Genomic DNA, 20,538 nt, shown 5'->3' on the forward strand with positions numbered 1-20,538 from the left:
GTTCCGTCGGTCCCCTGCTCTTGTTGTCCTCGGTTACTGCGGTCGCTTCTCGTCGAGAGCGGCGGACGATGGCCGTGGCTTGACGGTCTCGTCGATCATGCCGATGCGGCCGTAGCGAAACCGCCGCCCTTCTCCGTCGGCGCGATAGGAACGAACCAGCCGCATGACCGCTTCCTCGGTCGTTTCGACCGTAAGATCGCGAGCGTCGCCGTCATAACTAAAGAGAATGAGAACGACACCGCGGAAGTGAACGGACTCGAGTGTCCGGCTAAGTTGTGCCACGATCTCTTCGGAAGTGCGTCCCCGTGCCGGGAGTCGCAAAAGCCGTCGGTTCTCTGCTTGTATCGTAAGAAAGTCACGATCGTCGAGATGAACGTCGACGAAGGTGAAGATTTTCTGCATCTCTTCGATGCGGCGAATCGCTTTGTAGAGAGCGACTGGGTTCTGCTTGGAGCGAGTCTCTTCCGCTCGCGCGGCGAGGTCCTCGGCCTTCGCCTGGGAGACGTGATCGAGTTGTTGGCGAAAACGGAGTCGCTCATCGTCATCGAGCCCCAGGACGCGAGCGATGACGTCGGCCAGGTCGTAGCGCTGCTGGCGAAGTTGCCATTGCAGGTCGACGCGATCCCGCTCGGAACCGCTCAATTGGGCAGTCATCTCGGCCAGACGCCGCCGGAGTTCACGGCTTGAGTCTCGCTCCGCCTCGACCTCGCGACGCAGCCCGGAGACCAGGGAACGCTCCGCCCCGACGAGCCGGCGGGCTTCGGAGACCTCCTCCTCCGCCGCGAGCGTCGTTTCGTTGGTCCGCGCCACCGAGTTGATCATCACCCCGAAGAGCAGGATCATGATCACATCGACCATCGGCGTCAGATCGAGAAAGAAGCGGCGAAAGCCCTTGGTCTTCATGACGAGTAGCTCAACGTGGAGACGGACCCGGTGGACTCTTGACTGGGGGCGGCGGCTGCTTGCCGTGGGAACTCACGGCTCCGCTCCTCCAATACGGCGAGGAATTGATCGTAACCCTCGTTCGACTCTTCGAGCTTGGCGACGGTGCCCTGGATGAATGCCGAGTAACCGATGCGGAAGATGACGGCGTAAAAGAGGGCCCACAGGGTGGTCCCGGTGGCGACCCCGAAGAGCGACAGCAAGCTCGACGACGTGAAGTCGCCCTGACCCACCCCGGAAATCGCGTAGACCGTCCCCAGGATGCCCAAGATGGGGAAGAGTTCGATCATCGTTTCGACGAGGTTCACCGTGGTACGGGCCACGGCCAAGTCCCCGTGACGCTCCTCGGCCCGGACGAAGTCGAGCACGGCGGCGATGTCTCGGTCGCGGTGACGTACCAGCGAGTCGCTCAGCGAAAGGACCAATCCGCGTACTTGCTCAAGGCGGACGTTGCCCAAGCGTAGGGTTTTGCCCTCGACGCGATCGGCGACACTGGCGACGCGGCGGGCCAACCGGGTGAGCCGCGAACGATGGGCGTACCACACCGTCATCGCGAGCAGAAAGACGACGGCGGCGTAGAGATGGATGCCGGTGGTCGTCCACGAAAGCGGCAGCGTTTCAAGGTATTCCAGCCAGGCGAGCATGAGAACTTCCTATCCTCGAGAGCCGGCGTCATGACAGCCCTTCATCTAGCCCGATTTGAGACCAATGCGAGAAATAGCGGAAGGCCATTTTGAGGGGAAATGCGATCGATTCGGACTCGCTATTTGGTGAAGTGGAGGTGTCGTCACGGCGGGAGAACCTCGTGTCACGAGGCTCTCCTGATAGCGATGAAAAGAGGGGATGCGCCGCCGAATCGTGGTTCTAATTGCCGGCGCCGTACCTACTCCAGTCGACCTTGGGCTTGATACCGAACATGCGTGCCAGGCGAATCCCACGCTCGATCTCGGCGGCGCTTAGTCCCCCGCTCTTGTCCTTGTCGAGTCGCTTGAAGTTGGTCGCCAACTGGTCAACTGCCTCGTCCGGTTCCAGCACCGAGTTCTTGTTCTTGTCGAGCACCTTAATGATCGTCTCGACGGGCGGGAACTCGTTGGGATTTGTGGGCTTCACTGCGGGCGTCGCCGGTTGGGTGGTCGGGGCGGTCGGCGTTTGAGCGGGAACTTGCGACCCGAGCGCGACCTGCGTCTGGGGAGGAGCCTGCGTTCCGAGAGCGACGGGTGGCGGAAGCTTCTCTTGCGTTGCAGGCATCGCCGGCGACGTTGTTGGCGGTGATTTCAGCGGGCGAAACGCGGGCGCTTGCTGACTCGGAATCGTCTGATTCGGTGACTGGGGGACCTGGGCCACGGGTGGTGTCAGGGTCGCTGGCGCGGTCGCGACGGGGTTGGCGTTCTGGGGCGAGGTGGCTGGCGCGATTACCTTCACGACTTCGGAAGCATCCAGTCGGCGGTTGCCGTCCTTGTCGAGCGACTCGAACTCGGTCGCCGCTTGACGAGCGGGAAGCTTGGCCGTGATCATCTTCGGGGCCAGCCTCCCCTCTCGGTCGAGACGAAGCGCCTCTTGGCGGCGAGCCTTCCTGCCGAGTTTGTTCTTCGCGGTCAGCAGTTCCATCGCGTCGAGCGCGCCGTCCTTGTTGGCGTCGGCGCCGGAGAAGTGTTTGACCCATTTCTCGGGCAGCTCCGAGGGCGAAAGACGTCCGTCGCCGTCTCGGTCGAACTCTTGGAGGAATCGCATCAGCAACTCGTCCTGGCCGTTGGCCGGCGGAGGCTGGGGAGTGGCTTGCGACAGCGAAATCGCCGCGATCAAGGCGAGCAATGACTTCATGTTGATCGATCCCGACATTCAAGTGACGAGTCGTCCCTTACCACCAACGTCAAACTGCGTCCATGCTAACGTCGCATTTGGAGAAGGCAATGGCCCCTGGGGTAGGAACTGCAGGAATACGACCACGTCGCCTCGGCATGCCCACGCAAGCGTGGAGCATGGCACTCGGAATCACGTCGCGCCGGGAGAATCCAAAGGCTCGTGCACGGGCCCAACTGAACTCTTGGGTGCCACTTGCTGCTGGTCAGCCAGTGCGAAAGGGATAGGGCGACACCAACGCGAACTTCAAGTCGGAACTGAGCACTAGAGGACCAGTTGCTCACTGGAAAGCTGGCGCTCGGGCTGGGTCATCTCGAAGAGATCGCGCATGAACTGCCGATCGATGTCGGTCACTTCCACCTTACGGCGACTGGCGGCCCGCTGCTGTGTCTTGACCGCGACGTCAACGGAGACCTCCGTGACCTGCCCGAAGCTACGCGCGTAGTTGGTGAAGCTGGGCACATTGGTCGAAATGAAGCCGTAGAGGAAACTGGCCAACCCAATGAGCTTGCCGGTGAAGATTGAGGTGTTGATGGCGGTCTTGGTGTAGTCGCCGATCACGCAGCCGAGGAATTGTCGACCGGTGGGGACCGAGCGGTTGGCGGCGTCGCTGATCGCGATCTCTCCGTAGGTATTCTTGAGGTCGCTGTTGGAAGTTCCCGCTCCGAGGTTAACCCAACTGCCAATGTAGGAGTGCCCGAGGAAGCCGTGGTGCTGTTTGTTGCTGTAGGGTTCGATAATGGTCTCTTCCAACTCCCCCCCTGCCTTGACGGTGTGACCGAGGACGGTGCCATGCTTGATCGAGGCGTGGTCGATGATGCGGCAATCGTCGCCGATGCGTACCGGGCCGAGGACGTAGCTGAAGGGCATGATTCGGACGTTCTTGCCGATGACGATCGGTCCCCCGCTGGCGTCGAGGACGACGTTATCGGCGATGTCGGCCCCTTCCCCGACGACGATGTCCTTGCTGATCTCCTTTCCCACGCCCCGCCGCATGAGGCGGTCGAGGTGGCCCCGCAAGAGCCGCTCATGGTGGCTCATCACGTCGAAGGTCCGCTCGAAGGTCGCGAACTCGTCGTCGATGATCGGAAGCCGCTGATCGAGAAGGTGGGCGACGAGTTCGCCGATCGGCTTGTCGGCCAACGCCTCGGGGAAAGCTCCCGGTGCCAGGGCCGCGGTAATCCGTTGGTCGCTCAGGGCGAGGAATGGCTCCCCTTTCGCGAAGAGCTCGGCGATCCGGTCGATAGTGGCGAGATCGGGGACGACGGCAGCGTTGAGGTAGCCGATCGGTCCTTCGATCGCACCGGTGAGGGTCTTCCCCGCCCTCTTGGCGATGGGACGCAGGTGCGGCCGCAGATGGTACGCGAGCGTTTGCGGCCAAACGCTGATCAGCTCTTCGAGGCAGAACGCTCCGCAGGTGATCGACGAGGTCGAGCGGGCGAGGTTGATCGGGCGCAGCTGCTCGACAAGGGTGTCCTCAAAAACGATGCACGTCGACGTCATGTCTCACCACCATCGAAGGAAAGAGGGCCGGCACTCCTGGGCCAGGGTCGGCCGACATTGTAACGACGACCGTCAAGAGGAACATGCCAACCTTGGAAGTCTCGCTCCCCGCCGAGCGGGATTCCGCAAATTCAGCGGCGTGTCTCGTGTGCCCATGACAAGCGTGCCCCGTGCGCCCACGACAAGCGTGCCCCGTGTGCCCACGACAAGCGTGGGCAGGCACCCATGACACGTTGGGGAACGAATTAGTCGGGACGCTAGTTGCCGTGCCACTCTTGGAGCGAGCGAACTTGCAAGTCGCCGGTGCGGAGAGCCTCGATGGCTTGAAGAACGGCTTTGGCGGCGGAGATGGTGGTGATGCACGGCACTCCGCGAGCGACCGCCTCGGCGCGAATGCGGCCCTCGTCCGTCCGGGCCCCCTGCCCGCTGGGCGTGTTGATGATGAGCTTCACTTCATCATTCTTCATGTAGTCGATGATGTTGGGGCGACCGTACTGCACCTTATTGACGCGGGTGACGGGGATGTTGGCCTCTTGCAGCGCGGCGGCGGTCCCGGCGGTCGAGACGATCTGAAATCCGAGATCGACCAACTGGCGCCCGAGGTCTCCGATGCAGTTCTTGTCGCGATCGGCGACGCTCAGGAAAACCATCCCCGAAGTCGGGAGACGCGATTCCGAGGCGAGCTGGCTCTTCGCGAAGGCCATGGGGAAGGTGCGGTCGATTCCCATGACTTCGCCGGTCGAACGCATTTCCGGACCGAGGATGATATCCACACCGACGAAGCGCCGAAACGGGAAGATGCTCTCCTTGACCGAAACGTGGGGTGGCCAAGGCTCTTCCGTGAAATTCAGCTCCGAAAGGCTTCGCCCGACCATGACGTTGGCGGCGTGCTGGGCCAGCGGGATGCCGGTCGCTTTCGCCACGAAGGGAACGGTCCGGCTCGCTCGCGGGTTGACTTCGAGGATGTAGATGCGGTCGTCCTTGACCGCGAACTGGATGTTCATCAGACCAATGACGTTGATCTCTCGGGCGAGCGAATAGGTCTGCCGTTTGATCTCGGCGATCGTTTCGCTGGGAAGGCTAAAAGGCGGCAAGGCGCAGGCCGAGTCGCCACTGTGGATGCCGGCTTGCTCGATGTGTTCCATGACCCCGCAGACGAGCGTTTCCTTGCCGTCGCAGATCGCGTCGACATCGACCTCAATCGCGTCCTCGAGGAAGCGGTCGATCAGGATCGGCTGGCCGGGAGAGGCCTCCATCGCCTTGGTCGTGTAGTCGCTCAGTGTCGACTCTTCGTAGCAGATCACCATGGCGCGGCCGCCGAGCACGTAGCTGGGACGAACGAGGACGGGAAAGCCGATTTCCGAGGCGATCTTCTGGGCTTGCGCCTTGGAGGTGGCGATGCCGTTGGCGGGCTGGTGGAATCCGAGCTTCTGAATCAGGGCCTGGAAACGATCGCGATCCTCCGCCAGGTCGATACTCTCGGGACTGGTTCCGATGATCGGCACGCCGGCCGCCTCGAGGGCTCGCGCGAGATTGAGCGGCGTCTGGCCGCCGAACTGCACGATCACGCCGTCGGGTTTCGCTCGGTCACAGATGTTCAGGACATCTTCGACGGTCAGCGGCTCGAAGAAGAGCCGATCACTCGTGTCGTAGTCGGTCGAGACCGTTTCGGGGTTGGAGTTGACCATGATGCACTCGTAGCCGGCTTGCCGAAGGGCGAAGGCGGCGTGGCAGCAGCAATAGTCGAACTCGATCCCCTGCCCGATGCGGTTCGGCCCTCCCCCGAGGATCATGATTCGCTTGCGATCGGTGGAGAAGGTCGTTTCGTCGATCGAATCGTAGGTCGAGTAGTAGTAAGGCGTGTAGGCCTCAAACTCGGCGGCACAGGTGTCGACCAGCCGGAAGGTCGCCTCGATCCCGCGCGACTTGCGATAGCGGCGGAACTCCAGCTCGCTGACGCCCCAGAGGAAGCAGAGTTGGCGGTCGGAGAAGCCGTACTGCTTTGCTTTTCGGATCAGCTCGTCGGGAGCCTCCTCGTGCCGTCGAACCTTGCGCAGCTCCCCTTCAAACTGGACGAGTTCCTCGATGTTTTGGAGGAACCAGGGATCGATGCTGGTCCGGTCGTGAAGTTCCTCGACCGTGAGTCCCGAGAGCATCGCGAAGCGGATCGACCAGATCCGCTCGGCATTGGGAGTCGTCAGCTTCGAGAGAATCTCTTCCCGTGAGGGCTGGGCCGGGGTTCCCCATGGGTCGCTGCGGGAGCAGCCGAGCCCGAAGTGCCCGGTCTCCATGCTCCGAAGCGCTTTCTGGAGTGATTCCTTGAAGGTGCTGCCGATGGCCATCGCCTCGCCGATCGACTTCATCTGTGTCGTGAGCGTGGTTTCGGCGTCGGGGAATTTCTCGAACGTGAAGCGAGGAACCTTGGTGACCACGTAGTCGATGGTCGGCTCGAAGCAGGCCGGGGTCTCGCGCGTGATGTCGTTGCGAATCTCGTCGAGCCGGTAGCCGACCGCGAGTTTGGCGGCAATCTTCGCGATCGGGAAGCCGGTCGCCTTCGACGCCAGCGCGCTCGAGCGGCTCACGCGCGGGTTCATCTCGATGACGACCATGCGGCCGTTGGCCGGATTGATTGCGAACTGGATATTGGAGCCGCCAGTCTCGACGCCGATCTTGCGAATGATGCGGATCGATGCGTCCCGCATTCGCTGGTATTCCTTGTCGGTGAGGGTCTGGGCCGGCGCGACGGTGATCGAATCGCCCGTGTGAACCCCCATCGGGTCGAAATTTTCGATGGAGCAAACGATCACGACGTTGTCGGCAACGTCGCGCATCACTTCCATCTCGAACTCTTTCCAGCCGATGACCGATTCCTCGACGAGGACCTCGTTCACCGGGGAGAGTTCGAGACCGCGCGACATGATTTCGTCGAATTCGTCGCGGTTGTACGCGATGCCGCCCCCCTGCCCGCCCAGCGTGAACGCGGGCCGGATCACGCAGGGAAGCCCAACTTCCTCGCGAGCCGAAAGGGCTTCCGCCTCGGTGCGGACAATCTGGCTCGAAGGCGACTCGAGTCCAATCTCCTCCATCGCCTGTTTGAAGAGTTCGCGGCTCTCGGCGCGGGCGATCGCCTCGGCGTTGGCGCCGATCATCTCGACACCGAACTCCTCAAGGACCCCGCTCTGGGCGAGGTCAAACGCCAGATTCAGTCCGGTCTGGCCGCCGAGCGTCGGCAAGAGAGCGTCGGGGCGCTCGCGCTCGATGATCTTCTTTAGGACCGGCACCGTGAGTGGTTCGATGTAGGTTCGATCACTGATCTCCGGATCAGTCATGATCGTGGCCGGGTTGGAGTTGACCAGGACGATCTCGTAGCCCTCCTCGCGGAGCGCCTTGCAGGCTTGCGTGCCGGAATAGTCGAACTCGCAAGCTTGCCCGATCACGATCGGCCCGGAGCCGATGATGACAATCTTGTGGATATCTGTCCGTTTGGGCACGGAGGCTCCTCAACCCGGTTCGCTAGGGGAAACTACGGCCAGGGCGCCCTCGACCACCCGGCGAGGATCGGCCGTATGGGGCGGATTCCGCGGAAGAGTCGCCCAAGAGCGACCCGACGCATCGTTGTGGATGCGGGTCCGAACGACGACCACACGTCAAGGTGTTGGTCGCGTGATCCGAGTCACCATTTCGCGGCGAATCTCCTGGCGAGTCTCGCGGAAAAATGAAGCTGCGGATGGCGGTTTCCGACAACACAATAAACGTAGGAAACGTATGGCTCTAAAGCCTCTCCGACAATGGTCCGCGCCCTCCCACCTCGCGAAAGTGGGCAATCGGTCCGCAAGTCGTCCTTCTTTGGACGCGCCCTCCACCCATTCCGTCCCGTCGCCGAAGGGTTGTCGAGGGCTCCCGTCCCGTAGCAAATACGCCGAGCGATTTCCGTGGGAACGGGCCCTGGAGGGCGATCGGGCGGGCGTCACGTGCGTTGACCGGCGCATGCTGATCCATAGACCGAGCGAGATGGAGGCGATGAGCGGACATCGCTCGGCCCAGCGGGCGTCAAGAGAGAGGGTGACGGGGATCGAGGGGCCTGGAGCGTGGTCCGCTTGGACCAATGCCTTGCCGGAACTCTTCGCGTTGCTAACCTTTTACAGATGCCTTTGGCGCAAAATGTGGCGATTTTTGAAAGAAATCGTCGACTTGCGTCGAACTGAGCTAGGAAAAGACCTATTTTTTGCCTAGAGTTCCTGGCTCCTTGCCACCGGGAAGGCGACCACGCCCCCACGTGGCCCCGTAACTTCTCTCGTTGACCTCGCGAGAGGTCGTTCCCTTGGGCGATTGGATTCGTTACCGAAGTACCGTCGGGGCTTTCCCCGTCGGCAGGATGGACAAGAGCGATGAGTAAGCTCGACCTTATCAGAAACATTGGAATCTCGGCTCACATCGACTCGGGCAAGACGACCTTGACCGAGCGGGTCCTTTTCTACACCGGCAAGATCCACAAGATCGGCGAGGTGCGTGGCGACGGAGCCACGATGGATCACATGGAGCTCGAGAAAGAGCGCGGCATCACCATCACTTCCGCGGCGACATCGGTCACCTGGGGCAAGTACGATATCAACATCATCGACACGCCCGGCCACGTCGACTTCACCGTCGAAGTCGAGCGTAGTCTCCGTGTGCTCGACGGGGCGATTCTCGTCCTTTGTGCCGTCGGCGGCGTTCAGTCGCAGTCGATCACCGTCGATCGCCAAATGAAGCGGTATCGCACGCCGCGGATCGCGTTCATCAACAAGATGGACCGCGCCGGCGCCAATCCCGATGCCGTCATTCGCCAACTCAAGGACAAGCTGGGCGTCGTCGGCGTTCCCCTGCAGATTCCCATTGGCAAGGAGTCCAATTTCGAAGGGGTCGTCGATCTCGTTCAGATGAAGGCGGTCTACTTCGACGGCGATCGTGGCGAAACCGTCCGCTTGGACGAGATTCCCGAGAACCTCAAGGAAGCGGCCGCGGCCGCTCGCCACGAGATGCTCGACTCGCTTTCGATGTTCTCCGATGAGCTGATGGAACTGGTCCTTGAGGAGCAAGAGGTTCCCGAGGAGTTGATCAACACGATCCTTCGCGAGGCGACCCTCTCCCAAGACATCACGCCCGTCATGATGGGGACGGCCTACCGGGACAAGGGCGTTCAGCCCCTGCTCGACGCGGTCGGCAAGTACCTCCCCTCCCCGCTCGATCGCGACATCCACGCGACCGATCTCGACAAGGAGGAGGAGACGACTCTTTCGCCCGATCCGAAGGCTCCGATGGTCGGCATGGCGTTCAAGCTCGTCGACGAGCAGTTCGGGCAGGTGACGTACTTCCGCGTCTATCAGGGAACCCTGAAGAAGGCCGAGCAGTACATCAACACCCGTTCGGGTCGCAAGCAGCGGTTCGCCCGCTTGCTTAAGATCCACGCTGACGAGACCGAGGAAATCGATACCGCCGGGCCGGGCGACATCCTGGCGATCGTCGGCATTGATGCTTCCTCCGGCGATACCTACGTCGGCGGCGACACCAATTACGCCCTCGAGTCGATCCACGTTCCCGAGCCGGTCATCTCTCTGGCGGTTATTCCGGAGAAGCGGGCCGACGGCGACAAGCTCTCGAAGGCTCTCCAGCGTTTCCGCAAGGAGGATCCGACGTTCCGCGTCACCACCGACCCGGAAACGAACGAGACGATCATCATGGGCATGGGCGAGCTGCACCTCGAGATCTATCTCGAGCGAATTCGCCGCGAGTACAAGGTTCCCTGCGAATCGGGTGCCCCGAAGGTCAGCTACCGCGAGGCTCCCTCCCAGGAAGTCGCGTACGACTACAAGCACAAGAAGCAGACTGGTGGTTCGGGTCAATACGCCCACATCGTCGGCAAGCTCAGTCCGCTTGAGTCCGAGGAGGAAGGGACGTTCGTCTTCGAACAGACGATCTCCGGTGGTCGCATCCCCACGGAATACATTCCTTCCGTCGAGAAGGGATTCCGGATGGCGATTGTCAAGGGGCCGGTGGCCGGCTTCGAGGTGGTTGGCCTCAAGGCTCAGCTCGAGGACGGTACCTTCCACGCGGTCGACTCGTCGGACCTCGCGTTCCAGATCTGTGCCCAGGACTGCTTCCGGGAGTACTTCCCCAAGACCAAACCGGTTCTGCTCGAGCCGGTGATGAAGGTCGAAATTGAAGTCCCCACGGAGTTCCAGGGTGCGGTCGGTGGCGACGTCTCGTCGCGACGCGGCATGATCATGGGGTCGGAATCGCGCGAAGGCTTCACGGTCATTTCCGCCGAGGTCCCGCTCGCGAACATGTTCGGCTACTCGACCGACTTGCGGTCGGCGACGCAGGGTAAAGGCTCCTTCTCCATGGAGTTCAGCCGTTACGCCCGCGTGCCGGCGAGCGTCCAGGAAGAGATCGTCAAGAAGAAGAAGGAAGAGGAACTCGCCAAGAAGTAGTTCCCTTTCGCCCTTTCGGCGATCAGACAAATTGTTCACGCAAACGCCCGGTTGGTTTCCTTCCGGGCGTTTGCTTTGCGCGGTGATGGTGGGGATCAATCAAAGCTCCCGTGCAGGAACCACCGCGCGTCCTCCAGACGCCGAAATAGCCAATAGCGATACCCCTGCGCGGTCTCGACTTGGTAATAGTCACGCCGTACCGCCGACCCACGCCACCACCCCGTTTCGATGCGTTCCGGTCCCCAAACCGAACGGATAAAGTGCTCTTGTCCATCCCAACAAAACCGGACGGGAGGCCCTTCCGGAACCAGCGAGATCATCTCGACAGGAACTGGTCGGGATCGCAGGCGTAGAGGACGTGGGCCCGGCGACCAGGGCTTGAACTCTCCCTGGCGGCCCTTGCCGATCTGCTTGACGGGATCGAAGCGACAAGCCCGCTCCGGCTGCGCGTCGGCTTGACGTCGGGGACGTAGCACCGCGCGGTCTCCCAGGCGACCACGCAGCCGGTTGATCAGTGGCCCCAGTGCGTACGGGTCGTGCCCCCCCTCCTCTTCGTGGAATAGCGATTGTTGACGGACCGAGAGCGGGGCGGTCTTGCTCGCCAGCAAGCGGATCGACATCACCGGCTGCGCCAAGGGGGAGCGTTCCAGGCGCAGTCGCAACAGTTCCGTCAGATGACGCAGCGACAGCGAGGGGCTCACCAACTCGATCGACCACTGATCTCGTTGGGAGCTGGACTCATGAAGGTGACATTCCAGTCGCAAGATGCCCTCGCCGCGTGGTTGGAGCAGCGCCACGATTCCTTCGATCAGTTTCTCGATCACCGCTTGGAGGATCTGACTGGAGTCGACCGGTTCCTCGAAGCTCCAGTCGGCATGGACCGGTGGGGCCGGTTCGGGGGGGAGCAGCGGTTCGGAAACCAGCCCCCAGGCTTGGCCAAGCCGTCGGACGAGCGGATCGCCGAAGCGTTCGGCCAGGCTCGCGAACGTCAGGGGCTCCAGTTGTTCGATCCGCGTCAGCCCCAATTCGCCCAGTACCTCCAAGAACTCCCCAGGGATCCGAAGCGCCTCGACCGGGAGGGGACGTAGCGCCGAGGCTCCCCGCCCCTCGGGGATCACGATCGCGTCGGCGGGAACGGAATCCCCAGCCCGCACCGACCGGAGCGACCACGAGCCCTCGGACGCTCGCGAGCGATCGGGCAACCCGAAATGAGCCACCGCCCAAGCGCATCCCATCGTTTCGGCGATTGCCACTCGCGCGGTGAGGCGTCGTCGGCGAAAGCGAGCCAACAGCCGGTCGGCCAGTTTCCGTTCCCCATGAAAGAGCAACTCGCAACCGGTGACATCCATGAGGAGCGCCTCCGGTTCCTCTCCTTCCTCGGGGAGGATGGCGGGGCTGAAGAGACCACACCAGCGGGCCAGACGCTCGAGCATCTCCCTGTCGGCGGCGGGATCGTGAGTTTCAATTTGAAGCCGATATTGGTGATGTTGCTTGGCGAGTGCCGAAGCCTCCGCGGCCGGCATCTCGAGCGCCACCCCGAGTTGGGACGCCGCGAGCGAGCAACGAACCACCCGCAGCCCTTTTCCTCCTTGGGGAGCGATCAGGGCGACAGGAGCATCACGAAGCTCCGGCCGCGAAAGACCTAGACGCTGGAGGGGCCAATTGGGTAGCCAAAGACACAACGCCCGTTTCACGGTCTCGTTCCCACTCCCATGTCATCCCCGCCGCGCCGCGGCACTTGAGCAGCTCGACCCGCCAGCGCCGGACCTTCCCTTGGCTCGGCTTCGGCTCGACCCGCAGCCGAACCTCCGCCCAGGAAGGAGCCTTGGTCGCCGTTGGCCCGCGAAGTAGTACGCCGACTCCTCCCCCCTGCTCCGCCGCCAGTTGAAGTCGCCGAAACGAACGACTCTCGAGTGATTCCAGCGACGCCAACGTCATGCCGACCGCCGGGCAGCGCAGCGTTTGCTCCAGGGCCCAGACGACTTCCGACTCCCTGGGATCGTCACGCGATCGTCTCGATCGCTGCCGTCGCCCTTGTCGGGGGGGAGCATCGCGTCGCTTCGTGGGAAAGCGGACGACGAGCAGCCGCGAGGGATCGATTCCCAGTGTCGCCAATCCAGGCGGGTAGAATTCTTCTTCCGGGTCGATGACGACCAGACTCGCTCCCTCGCGAAGGACCGAGGGGGCGACTTGCCAGGCGAGACTTGTCGCCCCCGAGCCTCCCTGGGGGGCGATCCATTCCACCAAGGTTCCCCGCCGATAGCCTTCCCCGGGCAAGACGCGATCAAGTGGTCCAATCCCGCTCGAGATCGTCCCCCGAGTTCGGGGCTGGACTTCGGCTCGACGGTCCAGTTCCGCCCGAAGCTCCTCCAGAGATCGTGCTTGTTTCCAGGTGAGCGTCATGGTGCCCCGCTCCTTCAATCACTTTCAGTGAGACTATCAATAGTGTACATTTGAACACTTTCGTGTCAACAAGAAACAGTCGCCGGGAGCTGGAAGCCTTTCCCCCGTCGTGGCACAGGCGTCGTTGACTCCCATTCGATCATGTCGGTTCCTTAAGGGACAGTTCCGGGCGGCTGTCGGCTGACGGAACACTGTTGGAGGATCGGGCCAGCGAACAAGATCTCTTCATCTTCTCGTCGCCCACGACGACCGATACCACCTGCTGGCAGTACGGTCTTGCAAGGAAATCCTCCCGCAATCGCGTTCGCCGCTCGGCCCGACTCGCGGGATGAATGACATAACCATGGCATCGCTATTCGTGGCATCTCTTCTCATCTGCCCCCTCGCTGGCACCGACGTTGCAAGCTACTTCTTCCGACGGAGGGCAAGGGGCTCTTCGAAGGGAAGCGAATCGCGTGGGGAACGGGTTGCCGCCGAGGCCCCCTATCGAGCCAAAGACCTGGATTCACGCGCGGAGTTGGGAGAGGTAGGCGATCTCGCCGACTCCGCGCGGCGAATCCCGAGACGCTCGTACGGGGACGACGTCACATGACGCTATCGCAGGGATCAATTCAGCCTAGTTGATTCACCGCGCGGGCTTGGATCTCACGCGACGAAACCGAAAGAGGGAACATCATGAGAAAGTGGCTAACAACGGGGACCATGACGGGATCCGCGATCACCCTGTGCTTGCTGAGCACGCCAACCGCCAACGCCCAGCGCGTCATCGAACGACTGCCCGACGGGCGAACCGTCATTTACGATCCCAGCCCCGTGTTGCCCGGCCGCATGCCGATTGATGCGAGCAGGCGGGTGATTCGCGACTCGATCGGCGATCGCCAACAAACCGCCGGCGACCAACAGCACCAGACGCACGCCTTGACGACCCGTCATCTGCTCAAGATGCCCGTGCAGACCAAGGATGGGCAGAAGATCGGTGAGCTCAACGACATCTTGGTCTCAAGCAACGGCGACATGGCCTACGCGGTCGTCGCTCTTGGAAACACGGCTCGCTCCGATCGGGAAGAATCGCGGGATGATCCGGCCAACAACCAGCAGAACCAAGAGCGGGCTTCCCAGCGACTGAACCCGCCTCCCCGCGACAACGAGCTTGCAAGCAACAAGGACCCGCAAGGTCAGCGTGAAGGCGATCTCCGCGTGATTCCGTGGAAAATGGTCAACATCAACACCGAAGGCCGCGATATCGTCCTCCGCGTCGACGAGGAGAAGCTCGACGACGCTCCCGCGTTCCAGGAGAAAAATCTAACGCGGAAGATGCTCGACCAGGCGATCGCGCGAACGAACGAATACTTCGGCTACGCGTCGCGCAGCGATGATCGCTCCAGCGATACGGCCCGTGCCGAGCGGAACCAGGGTCCTGCCAACAGTGCCGACACCGCCTACGATTCCACCAAGGACGAGCGTTTCTGGCGGGTGTCGCAACTCGACAAGAAGAAGATCGCGTTGACGAAAGATGGCGGTCAGCACTCCGGCGTTCAGGACTGGGTCGTCGGTGTAGGTGATCGGCTGGCGTATGCAATCCTCGAACCCCAGAAGCGGACGGGGGAACGCGATAGCCAGGCCGACCATCGCGAGGCCAATGCCCCCAATCAGGTCGATCAAGCCGATCGTCAGAATGGCTCGGATCGCCGAGACGTCGTCGCGGTGCCCTTCCAGGCCCTGACGATGGATGCGAGCAAGGCCGAAGAGGACGGGGCGTTTCGTCTCGACTCGTCGAACGACTTAAACCAGGCTCCCGCCGTGGACGCCGATGGTTACACCCGTCTCCTCGACACCGCCTTCGCCTCCAAAATCCATCGTCACTTCGGGACGCAGGGTCGTGACGGACAGCAGGGATTCGACCCTCGTACCAGCCTCTATCCTCCTTCGGACGACGCGAAGCCCTCGACGAAAGAGCGGACGAAGTCGTCGGAGAACAAGGACGCGAGCGGTGAACGTGAGAACGCTGACAAATCCGACGCAACTCCGAAGGACGCCGACGCGCCGACACCGCTCAACAAGCGGATGAACCGGAACTTCGACGAGTCGCTCAAGGAACGTTCGAAGGACGCCAAGGACGCTCTTGATCGGGGAGCCGACCGCGACCTGCCGTCGGTCGACGACAACAAGGCCACGCCCAACACCCTTCGTCCGAAGACGAATCTCGATCGTTCGGCGGGGAGCCCTCCGGCTGGCGACAATTCGTAGTCCCGTCGGTGTGAACGTTGTCGATGGAGTTCCCGAGCGATGACGCGAGAGCGGATCGCTCGGGATGTCGGCAAACGTTCCGCGAGCTTGTTTCGTCGGGACGGTCGCCGTCCGAAGACACCCGTGCGAAGAGGGACGCACACCAAGGATTGGGGCGTCTCTCTTCGCCGGCCCGTTCACTCCCGCCCGATGTTCCTCAAGAGTCTTCCCGCATCGGCCGTCGAGCCTCACGCCTTCTTCCTCAAGATGATCTGGTACCCGTTGTGCAAGGTATCGTAGTCGTCGCCATAGATCTCGTAAAAGGTGTCGATGCCGAACTTCGGGTGCCCGTGCTCTCCGCCGTAGTCGTCGAAGATCATCAGTCCCCCTTTCTTCAACAGACGCGAGCTGAGGATGGCATCCTCGAGGACATCGTCGTTGGCGTGGGAGCCATCGATGTAGATGATGTCGAACGAGTCAAGGGGCAGTTCTCGCAGCGCCAATTGGGAGAACGACTCGATGGTGGTGGCACGGTCGGAGGCTCCGGCGGCTTCCAAGTTGGCGAGGTAGACGGCTTTGTATCCCCCCTTCACGCCCTTATATTCGTCGGCGAAAACGTCGATGCCGGTCAATCGCGATGTGGGGTCGGTCAGGACGTTCTCAAGCATCCACATCACCGACCGCCCCTCGTGAACGCCGATCTCGAGATAGTTGAGGTCGGGCTTCCCCTTATAGGGAGCCAGGGCCGCTTCCCAGACGGGAATGTTGTGCGTGAACATGTCGTCGGAGAACTGGTACTCGTTCTGGTACGCCTTCGCCCCGGTCTTCGGCGCCAAGGGAGCCAGCGACACCGGAGCGATCGGGGTCGGCTGAAGATAGATTCGCTCGACAAGCGGCTTCACACCAAATGCGAGGGCGAGCAGTAACAGGACGGCCAACAGTCCGAGATCGAGAAAACTGTACCGAGGCTTGGTAAGCGTGCTGCGCTGGCCGGTCGATTCTTCCATTCATTCACTCCGATCACTCAATCCAGTTGTCGTGTCATCATCCGATTGGCGTGCTGGCGGACCCCCAACCAGCTCTCCCTGGCTGGCAGTCAGCCAGCGGCACCCGAACAGCTCCGTCGATCGAAAGGCCGGGTTCCCCCGATCACGCCCTCTACTCTAGCATCCCAAACGTGGTGCTGACATCCTGCCACCAGAAGGTCGCGCAATCGCCTGGCAACGACCGTGGAGAGGGACTCACCCCATTCATTCCATAGGATGATCTTGGTGAGGACATCGGTCGGGGAGCGCTCTCCCCCATCCACGACGAATCTCCAAAACCGATCCTGGGAGAGTGGACAAACTCTCCCTTCCCAACGCCGAGAGACCCGTGAAACTCGCCGCCGAAGATCTTTCCTTCGTGGTCAACAACAAGACCCTCGTCGATTCCGTCGGCTTGAGCGTCGACTCGGGTCAATGGCTCGCGATCGTCGGCCCCAACGGCGCCGGCAAGACCACCCTGCTGCGACTGCTGCTCGGCCTTGTCCCTTCCACGGCGGGGCAAGTGCTCGTCGGCGGCGATCCGTTGCCGCGGCTCTCCCGTCAAGAGGTCGCCAAGCGGATCGCGTTCGTGCCCCAGGATGGTCAAGTCGCCTTCGGTTTCAGCGTTCGTGAAGTGGTCGCCGCCGGCCGCACGCCCTATCTCGGACGGCTCAAGCCTCCCGGACCAACTGATCAAGAGGCGATCGTCCAAGCGATGCGCGAGGCGGACGTCACCGAATTCGCCGACCGGGTCATCACCACCCTCTCCGGCGGCGAGCGGCAGCGGGTCTTCCTCGCCCGCGCGTTCGCTCAAGAGACGCCAATCCTCGCTCTCGACGAGCCGACCGCCCATCTCGACCTCTACCACGAGCAGGCCTTTCTCGACCAAGTCGCTTGGCGGCGCGAGCAGGGCTTGACGGTCCTTTCGGTCTTGCACGATCTCAACCTCGCGGCGGCGTACGCCGATCGAGTCCTGTTGCTCAACGGCGGCCGGGTCGTTGCCGAAGGGACGCCGACCGACGTGCTCACCGAAGCGCGGATCGCGTCGGTCTTTCGCGTGAACGTCGACATTCGTCCCGATGAGCGATCGGGACGTCCCACCGTCACGCCCCGGCGCCGCGTGGGAGCCGCGGTCGGGACGTGAGTCTCTCGCGACCCGAAACGATGTTTCGTTCAAGCGACTCGCCGAACCTCGCACTTTTTTGCATGATGTCACGTGGTGGCATTGTGAGTCCCCCTCGCCTTCCCTCGTTGAGAGAGCGTCCCCATGTCGATCGGATCCGTTGGTGAACTCGAAGAACGTCTGAGCGTCCCGCCGTCCTATCTGGTCGAGGCCTTCGAACGCCTTGAGGGGGATCTGCTGATCCTGGGAGTCGGCGGCAAGATGGGCCCGACGTTGGCCCGGCTGGCGCGGCGCGCCTCGGAACTCGCGGGGAAGTCGCGTCGCATCGTCGGCGTCTCTCGCTTCAGCAAGCAAGCCGAGCGGGCGAAGCTCGACGCATGGGGGATCGAGACCGTTCAAGCCGACTTACTCGACGAGGAGGCATTTGCCGCCCTCCCCGATGCGCCCAACGTCGTCCACATGACGAGCGTCAAGTTCGGGACGACGGGCAACGAGGCTCTCACGTGGGCGATGAACACCTGGGTGCCGGCGATGGTCGCCCGTCGCTTTCGGGATAGCCGGGTCGTGGCGTACTCCACGGGAAATGTCTATCCCTTGGTCCCCGTCGTCTCGGGAGGGTCGGTCGAATCGGACCGGCTCGAGCCGGTCGGCGAATACGGTAACAGTTGCCTGGGACGAGAACGCATCCTCACCTACTTCAGTCAGCAGTGCTCCATCCCGATGGCGATCATTCGTCTGAACTACGCCTGCGAACTCCGCTACGGCGTGCTCGTCGATTTGGCGAGGCGGGTCTGGGCGGAGGAAGTCATCGATGTCTCGATGGGAGCGTTCAACGTCATCTGGCAGACCGACGCGTGCGCGATGGCGCTGGCTTCCTTCGAGGATTGCGACACCCCGCCGCACGTGTTGAACGTTTCCGGCCCCGAGACCTTGGGCGTTCGCCACGTCTGCGAGGAGTTCGCCCGGCGGATGGACAAGCCGGTCACCTTTTCCGGCGAGGAGGCTCCCACGGCCCTGCTCAACAATGGCCAGCAATCACATCAGCGGTTTGGCTACCCGAGCGTGAACGCGACCCAGATGATCGATTGGGTCGCGGCGTGGGTGATGCGTGGAGGGGAGACTCACGGCAAACCGACCAGTTTCCAGGTCCGCGACGGCAAGTTCTGACGCGAGCGAACTCGATCCGGACCAACAGCCCGTTGATCGATTCGCTGCCGGCTGCGAACGGCCCTTTTGACCAATCTCGGCGTTGGAACAACTCGACGAATCGACGGATTCGCCTGCGTTTGTCCTCCTTGACCTTGACCAACATGGCTCGTTCTCGCCTCGGACCGCATCCATCAACGGACTGCTAACCGTTGACGATCGATCGTCGATGCTCGATCATGGGGACGGCCGCCGCGATTGGGCCGCGCGGGGCTTCTGATGCCTACCCTAGTCACATGAGGTTCTTCGATGCGTTGGTGTCGCGCTCTCGCCGTCCTGTGTTGTCTCGCCGTCGCGATTCCTGTCGGTTCGCGATCCGCGCTCGCGGAAGCGGCTCGGCCCAACATTGTCTGGATCGTCGTCGAGGATATGTCGGCGGACTTTCGCTGTTACGGGCAAAAGGTAATCGAAACCCCAAACGTCGACCGGCTGGCCAAGCAAGGAGTCAAGTTCACCAACGCCGTCGTCACCGCTCCCGTTTGTTCCGCTTGCCGTTCGGCCCTGGTGACGGGCATGTATCAGACCAGCATCGGGGCCCATCAACATCGCTCCGGTCGCGGGGAGAAGAAGATCCATCTCCCCGACTTCGTGGTTCCCGTACCCGAACTCTTCCAGAAGGCCGACTATCACGTCAACAACCTCTCCTTCGGCGACTTTGTTCGCTCGGAGGCTCAGGTGAAAAAGAACCCGAAAGTGAAGACCGCCAAGACCGACTACAATTTCGAGTCGGATCCGGCGATGTACGACGCGACTCATTGGGCGGCGCGGAAGCCGGGTCAGCCCTTCTTTTGCCAAGTTCAGCTTCGCGGCGGCAAGCTCCGCGGTCCTGGCGACGGCGAGAAGTGGCCCAAGCAAGTCGAAAAGACGCTCGGCTCGCGCACCGATCCCAGCCGCGTCACCCTCCCTCCCTACTTGCCCGACGATCCGGTCATTCGCGAAGATTGGGCCCAGTACCTCGACACCGTTCGCTACACCGACTGGGAAGTCGGCAAAATTCTCGAGCGACTCGAGCAAGCCGGCGTGCTGGACCAGACCTACATCTACTTCCTCACCGACCACGGGATCAGTCACGTCCGCAACAAGCAGTATCTCTATGACGGCGGCATGCACGTTCCGCTGATCGTCAAGGGACCGGCGATCGAGCCCGCGAGCGTGCGGGAGGATCCCGTCGAGCAGATCGACCTCGGTGCATCGTCCTTGGTCCTCGCCGGGGTGGGGAAACCCGCCTGGATGCAGGGACGGGACATCTTCGCGGCCGACTACGTCCCGAGAGACTACGCCGTCTCGGCTCGCGATCGCTGCGATGAAACGGTTGATCGCATCCGGGCTCTTCGCTCACCTCGTTGGAAGTACATCCGCAACTTCCACCCCGAGCGTCCCTATCTCGCTCCCAATCGATACAAGGACAACAAGCCGATCCTTCAAGCGATGCGGCGGCGACACGCCTCGGGACAACTAAACGCCGAGCAGGCCCGGATCATGGCCGACACGCGGCCCGAGGAAGAGCTCTACGACTTGAAGAACGATCCCTACGAAGCGACCAATCTCGCCGAGAGTCCCGACCATGCCCTGCGGCTGATTTCCATGAGGCGGGCGCTTTCGGATTGGGTCCACTGGTCGGGCGACCGCGGTCAGCAGACCGAGCCCGAGGGGATGTACGACAGCGATATGGCCGTCTATCTCAAGGCTCTCGAGCGACGCCAGCCCGAGGGGGCCCAGGAGATTCGAGACAATATCGCCCAGATGAAAGCGTGGGCGGCCGAAGGCAAGTAACCTGCAC

The 20,538-nt window shown here is 62.2% G+C and carries 13 protein-coding genes; 5 read left to right on the forward strand and 8 right to left on the reverse strand.

Annotated elements, in window-relative coordinates:
* Window positions 1-33 precede the first annotated feature (33 nt).
* The 5 genes from Pan216_RS13065 to carB form a co-directional block, all read right to left on the reverse strand.
* The gene (locus Pan216_RS13065) at window positions 34-903 is read right to left on the reverse strand and encodes a hypothetical protein (RefSeq protein WP_145258418.1); all 870 of its coding nucleotides are present in this window, start codon (window positions 901-903) and stop codon (window positions 34-36) included.
* Window positions 900-1,586: a MotA/TolQ/ExbB proton channel family protein gene (locus Pan216_RS13070; RefSeq protein ID WP_145258419.1), complete on the reverse strand. Its 687-nt coding sequence runs from the start codon at window positions 1,584-1,586 to the stop codon at window positions 900-902. The genes Pan216_RS13065 and Pan216_RS13070 overlap by 4 nt, the downstream gene beginning before the upstream one ends.
* Before the next feature lie 220 nt (window positions 1,587-1,806).
* Window positions 1,807-2,763, reverse strand: a complete 957-nt coding sequence (locus tag Pan216_RS13075; protein ID WP_419193610.1) for an EF-hand domain-containing protein — start codon at window positions 2,761-2,763, stop codon at window positions 1,807-1,809.
* A 303-nt stretch (window positions 2,764-3,066) separates the two neighbouring features.
* On the reverse strand, window positions 3,067-4,305 hold the full coding sequence (locus Pan216_RS13080; RefSeq protein ID WP_145258421.1) for a putative sugar nucleotidyl transferase: 1,239 nt from the start codon (window positions 4,303-4,305) through the stop codon (window positions 3,067-3,069).
* 257 nt (window positions 4,306-4,562) lie between these two features.
* The gene (gene carB / locus Pan216_RS13085; RefSeq protein ID WP_145258422.1) at window positions 4,563-7,796 is read right to left on the reverse strand and encodes a carbamoyl-phosphate synthase large subunit; all 3,234 of its coding nucleotides are present in this window, start codon (window positions 7,794-7,796) and stop codon (window positions 4,563-4,565) included.
* 897 nt (window positions 7,797-8,693) lie between these two features.
* Here carB and fusA point away from each other — a divergent pair.
* Window positions 8,694-10,775 (forward strand): elongation factor G, encoded by a 2,082-nt coding sequence (gene fusA, locus Pan216_RS13090; RefSeq protein WP_145258423.1) that lies wholly within the window; start codon window positions 8,694-8,696, stop codon window positions 10,773-10,775.
* A 95-nt stretch (window positions 10,776-10,870) separates the two neighbouring features.
* Here fusA and Pan216_RS13095 read toward each other — a convergent pair whose 3' ends face one another.
* Window positions 10,871-12,469 carry a Y-family DNA polymerase gene (locus Pan216_RS13095; protein WP_145258424.1) on the reverse strand — a complete coding sequence of 533 codons (1,599 nt, stop codon included), beginning with the start codon at window positions 12,467-12,469 and terminating at the stop codon, window positions 10,871-10,873.
* Window positions 12,393-13,178 (reverse strand): ImuA family protein, encoded by a 786-nt coding sequence (locus Pan216_RS13100; RefSeq protein ID WP_145258425.1) that lies wholly within the window; start codon window positions 13,176-13,178, stop codon window positions 12,393-12,395. Before Pan216_RS13100 ends, Pan216_RS13095 begins: the two co-directional genes overlap by 77 nt.
* A gap of 675 nt (window positions 13,179-13,853) precedes the next feature.
* Between Pan216_RS13100 and Pan216_RS13105 the strand changes: the two genes are divergently transcribed.
* Complete coding sequence (locus Pan216_RS13105; protein ID WP_145258426.1) at window positions 13,854-15,425, forward strand: PRC-barrel domain-containing protein; 1,572 nt, start codon at window positions 13,854-13,856, stop codon at window positions 15,423-15,425.
* A gap of 227 nt (window positions 15,426-15,652) precedes the next feature.
* On the opposite strand, the gene Pan216_RS13110 is transcribed toward Pan216_RS13105, so the two are convergent.
* Window positions 15,653-16,411, reverse strand: a complete 759-nt coding sequence (locus Pan216_RS13110) for a class I SAM-dependent methyltransferase (protein WP_145258427.1) — start codon at window positions 16,409-16,411, stop codon at window positions 15,653-15,655.
* A 331-nt stretch (window positions 16,412-16,742) separates the two neighbouring features.
* On the opposite strand from Pan216_RS13110, the gene Pan216_RS13115 reads away from it, so the two are divergent.
* From Pan216_RS13115 to Pan216_RS13125, 3 genes are all read left to right on the forward strand, one after another.
* Window positions 16,743-17,573 carry an ABC transporter ATP-binding protein gene (locus tag Pan216_RS13115; RefSeq protein ID WP_419193611.1) on the forward strand — a complete coding sequence of 277 codons (831 nt, stop codon included), beginning with the start codon at window positions 16,743-16,745 and terminating at the stop codon, window positions 17,571-17,573.
* 129 nt (window positions 17,574-17,702) lie between these two features.
* Window positions 17,703-18,719 (forward strand): NAD-dependent epimerase/dehydratase family protein, encoded by a 1,017-nt coding sequence (locus tag Pan216_RS13120; protein ID WP_145263933.1) that lies wholly within the window; start codon window positions 17,703-17,705, stop codon window positions 18,717-18,719.
* 288 nt (window positions 18,720-19,007) lie between these two features.
* On the forward strand, window positions 19,008-20,531 hold the full coding sequence (locus Pan216_RS13125; RefSeq protein ID WP_145258429.1) for a sulfatase family protein: 1,524 nt from the start codon (window positions 19,008-19,010) through the stop codon (window positions 20,529-20,531).
* Window positions 20,532-20,538 lie beyond the last annotated feature (7 nt).

The organism is Kolteria novifilia (genome assembly GCA_007748055.1).
GTDB classification, from domain to species: Bacteria; Planctomycetota; Planctomycetia; order Kolteriales; family Kolteriaceae; genus Kolteria; species Kolteria novifilia.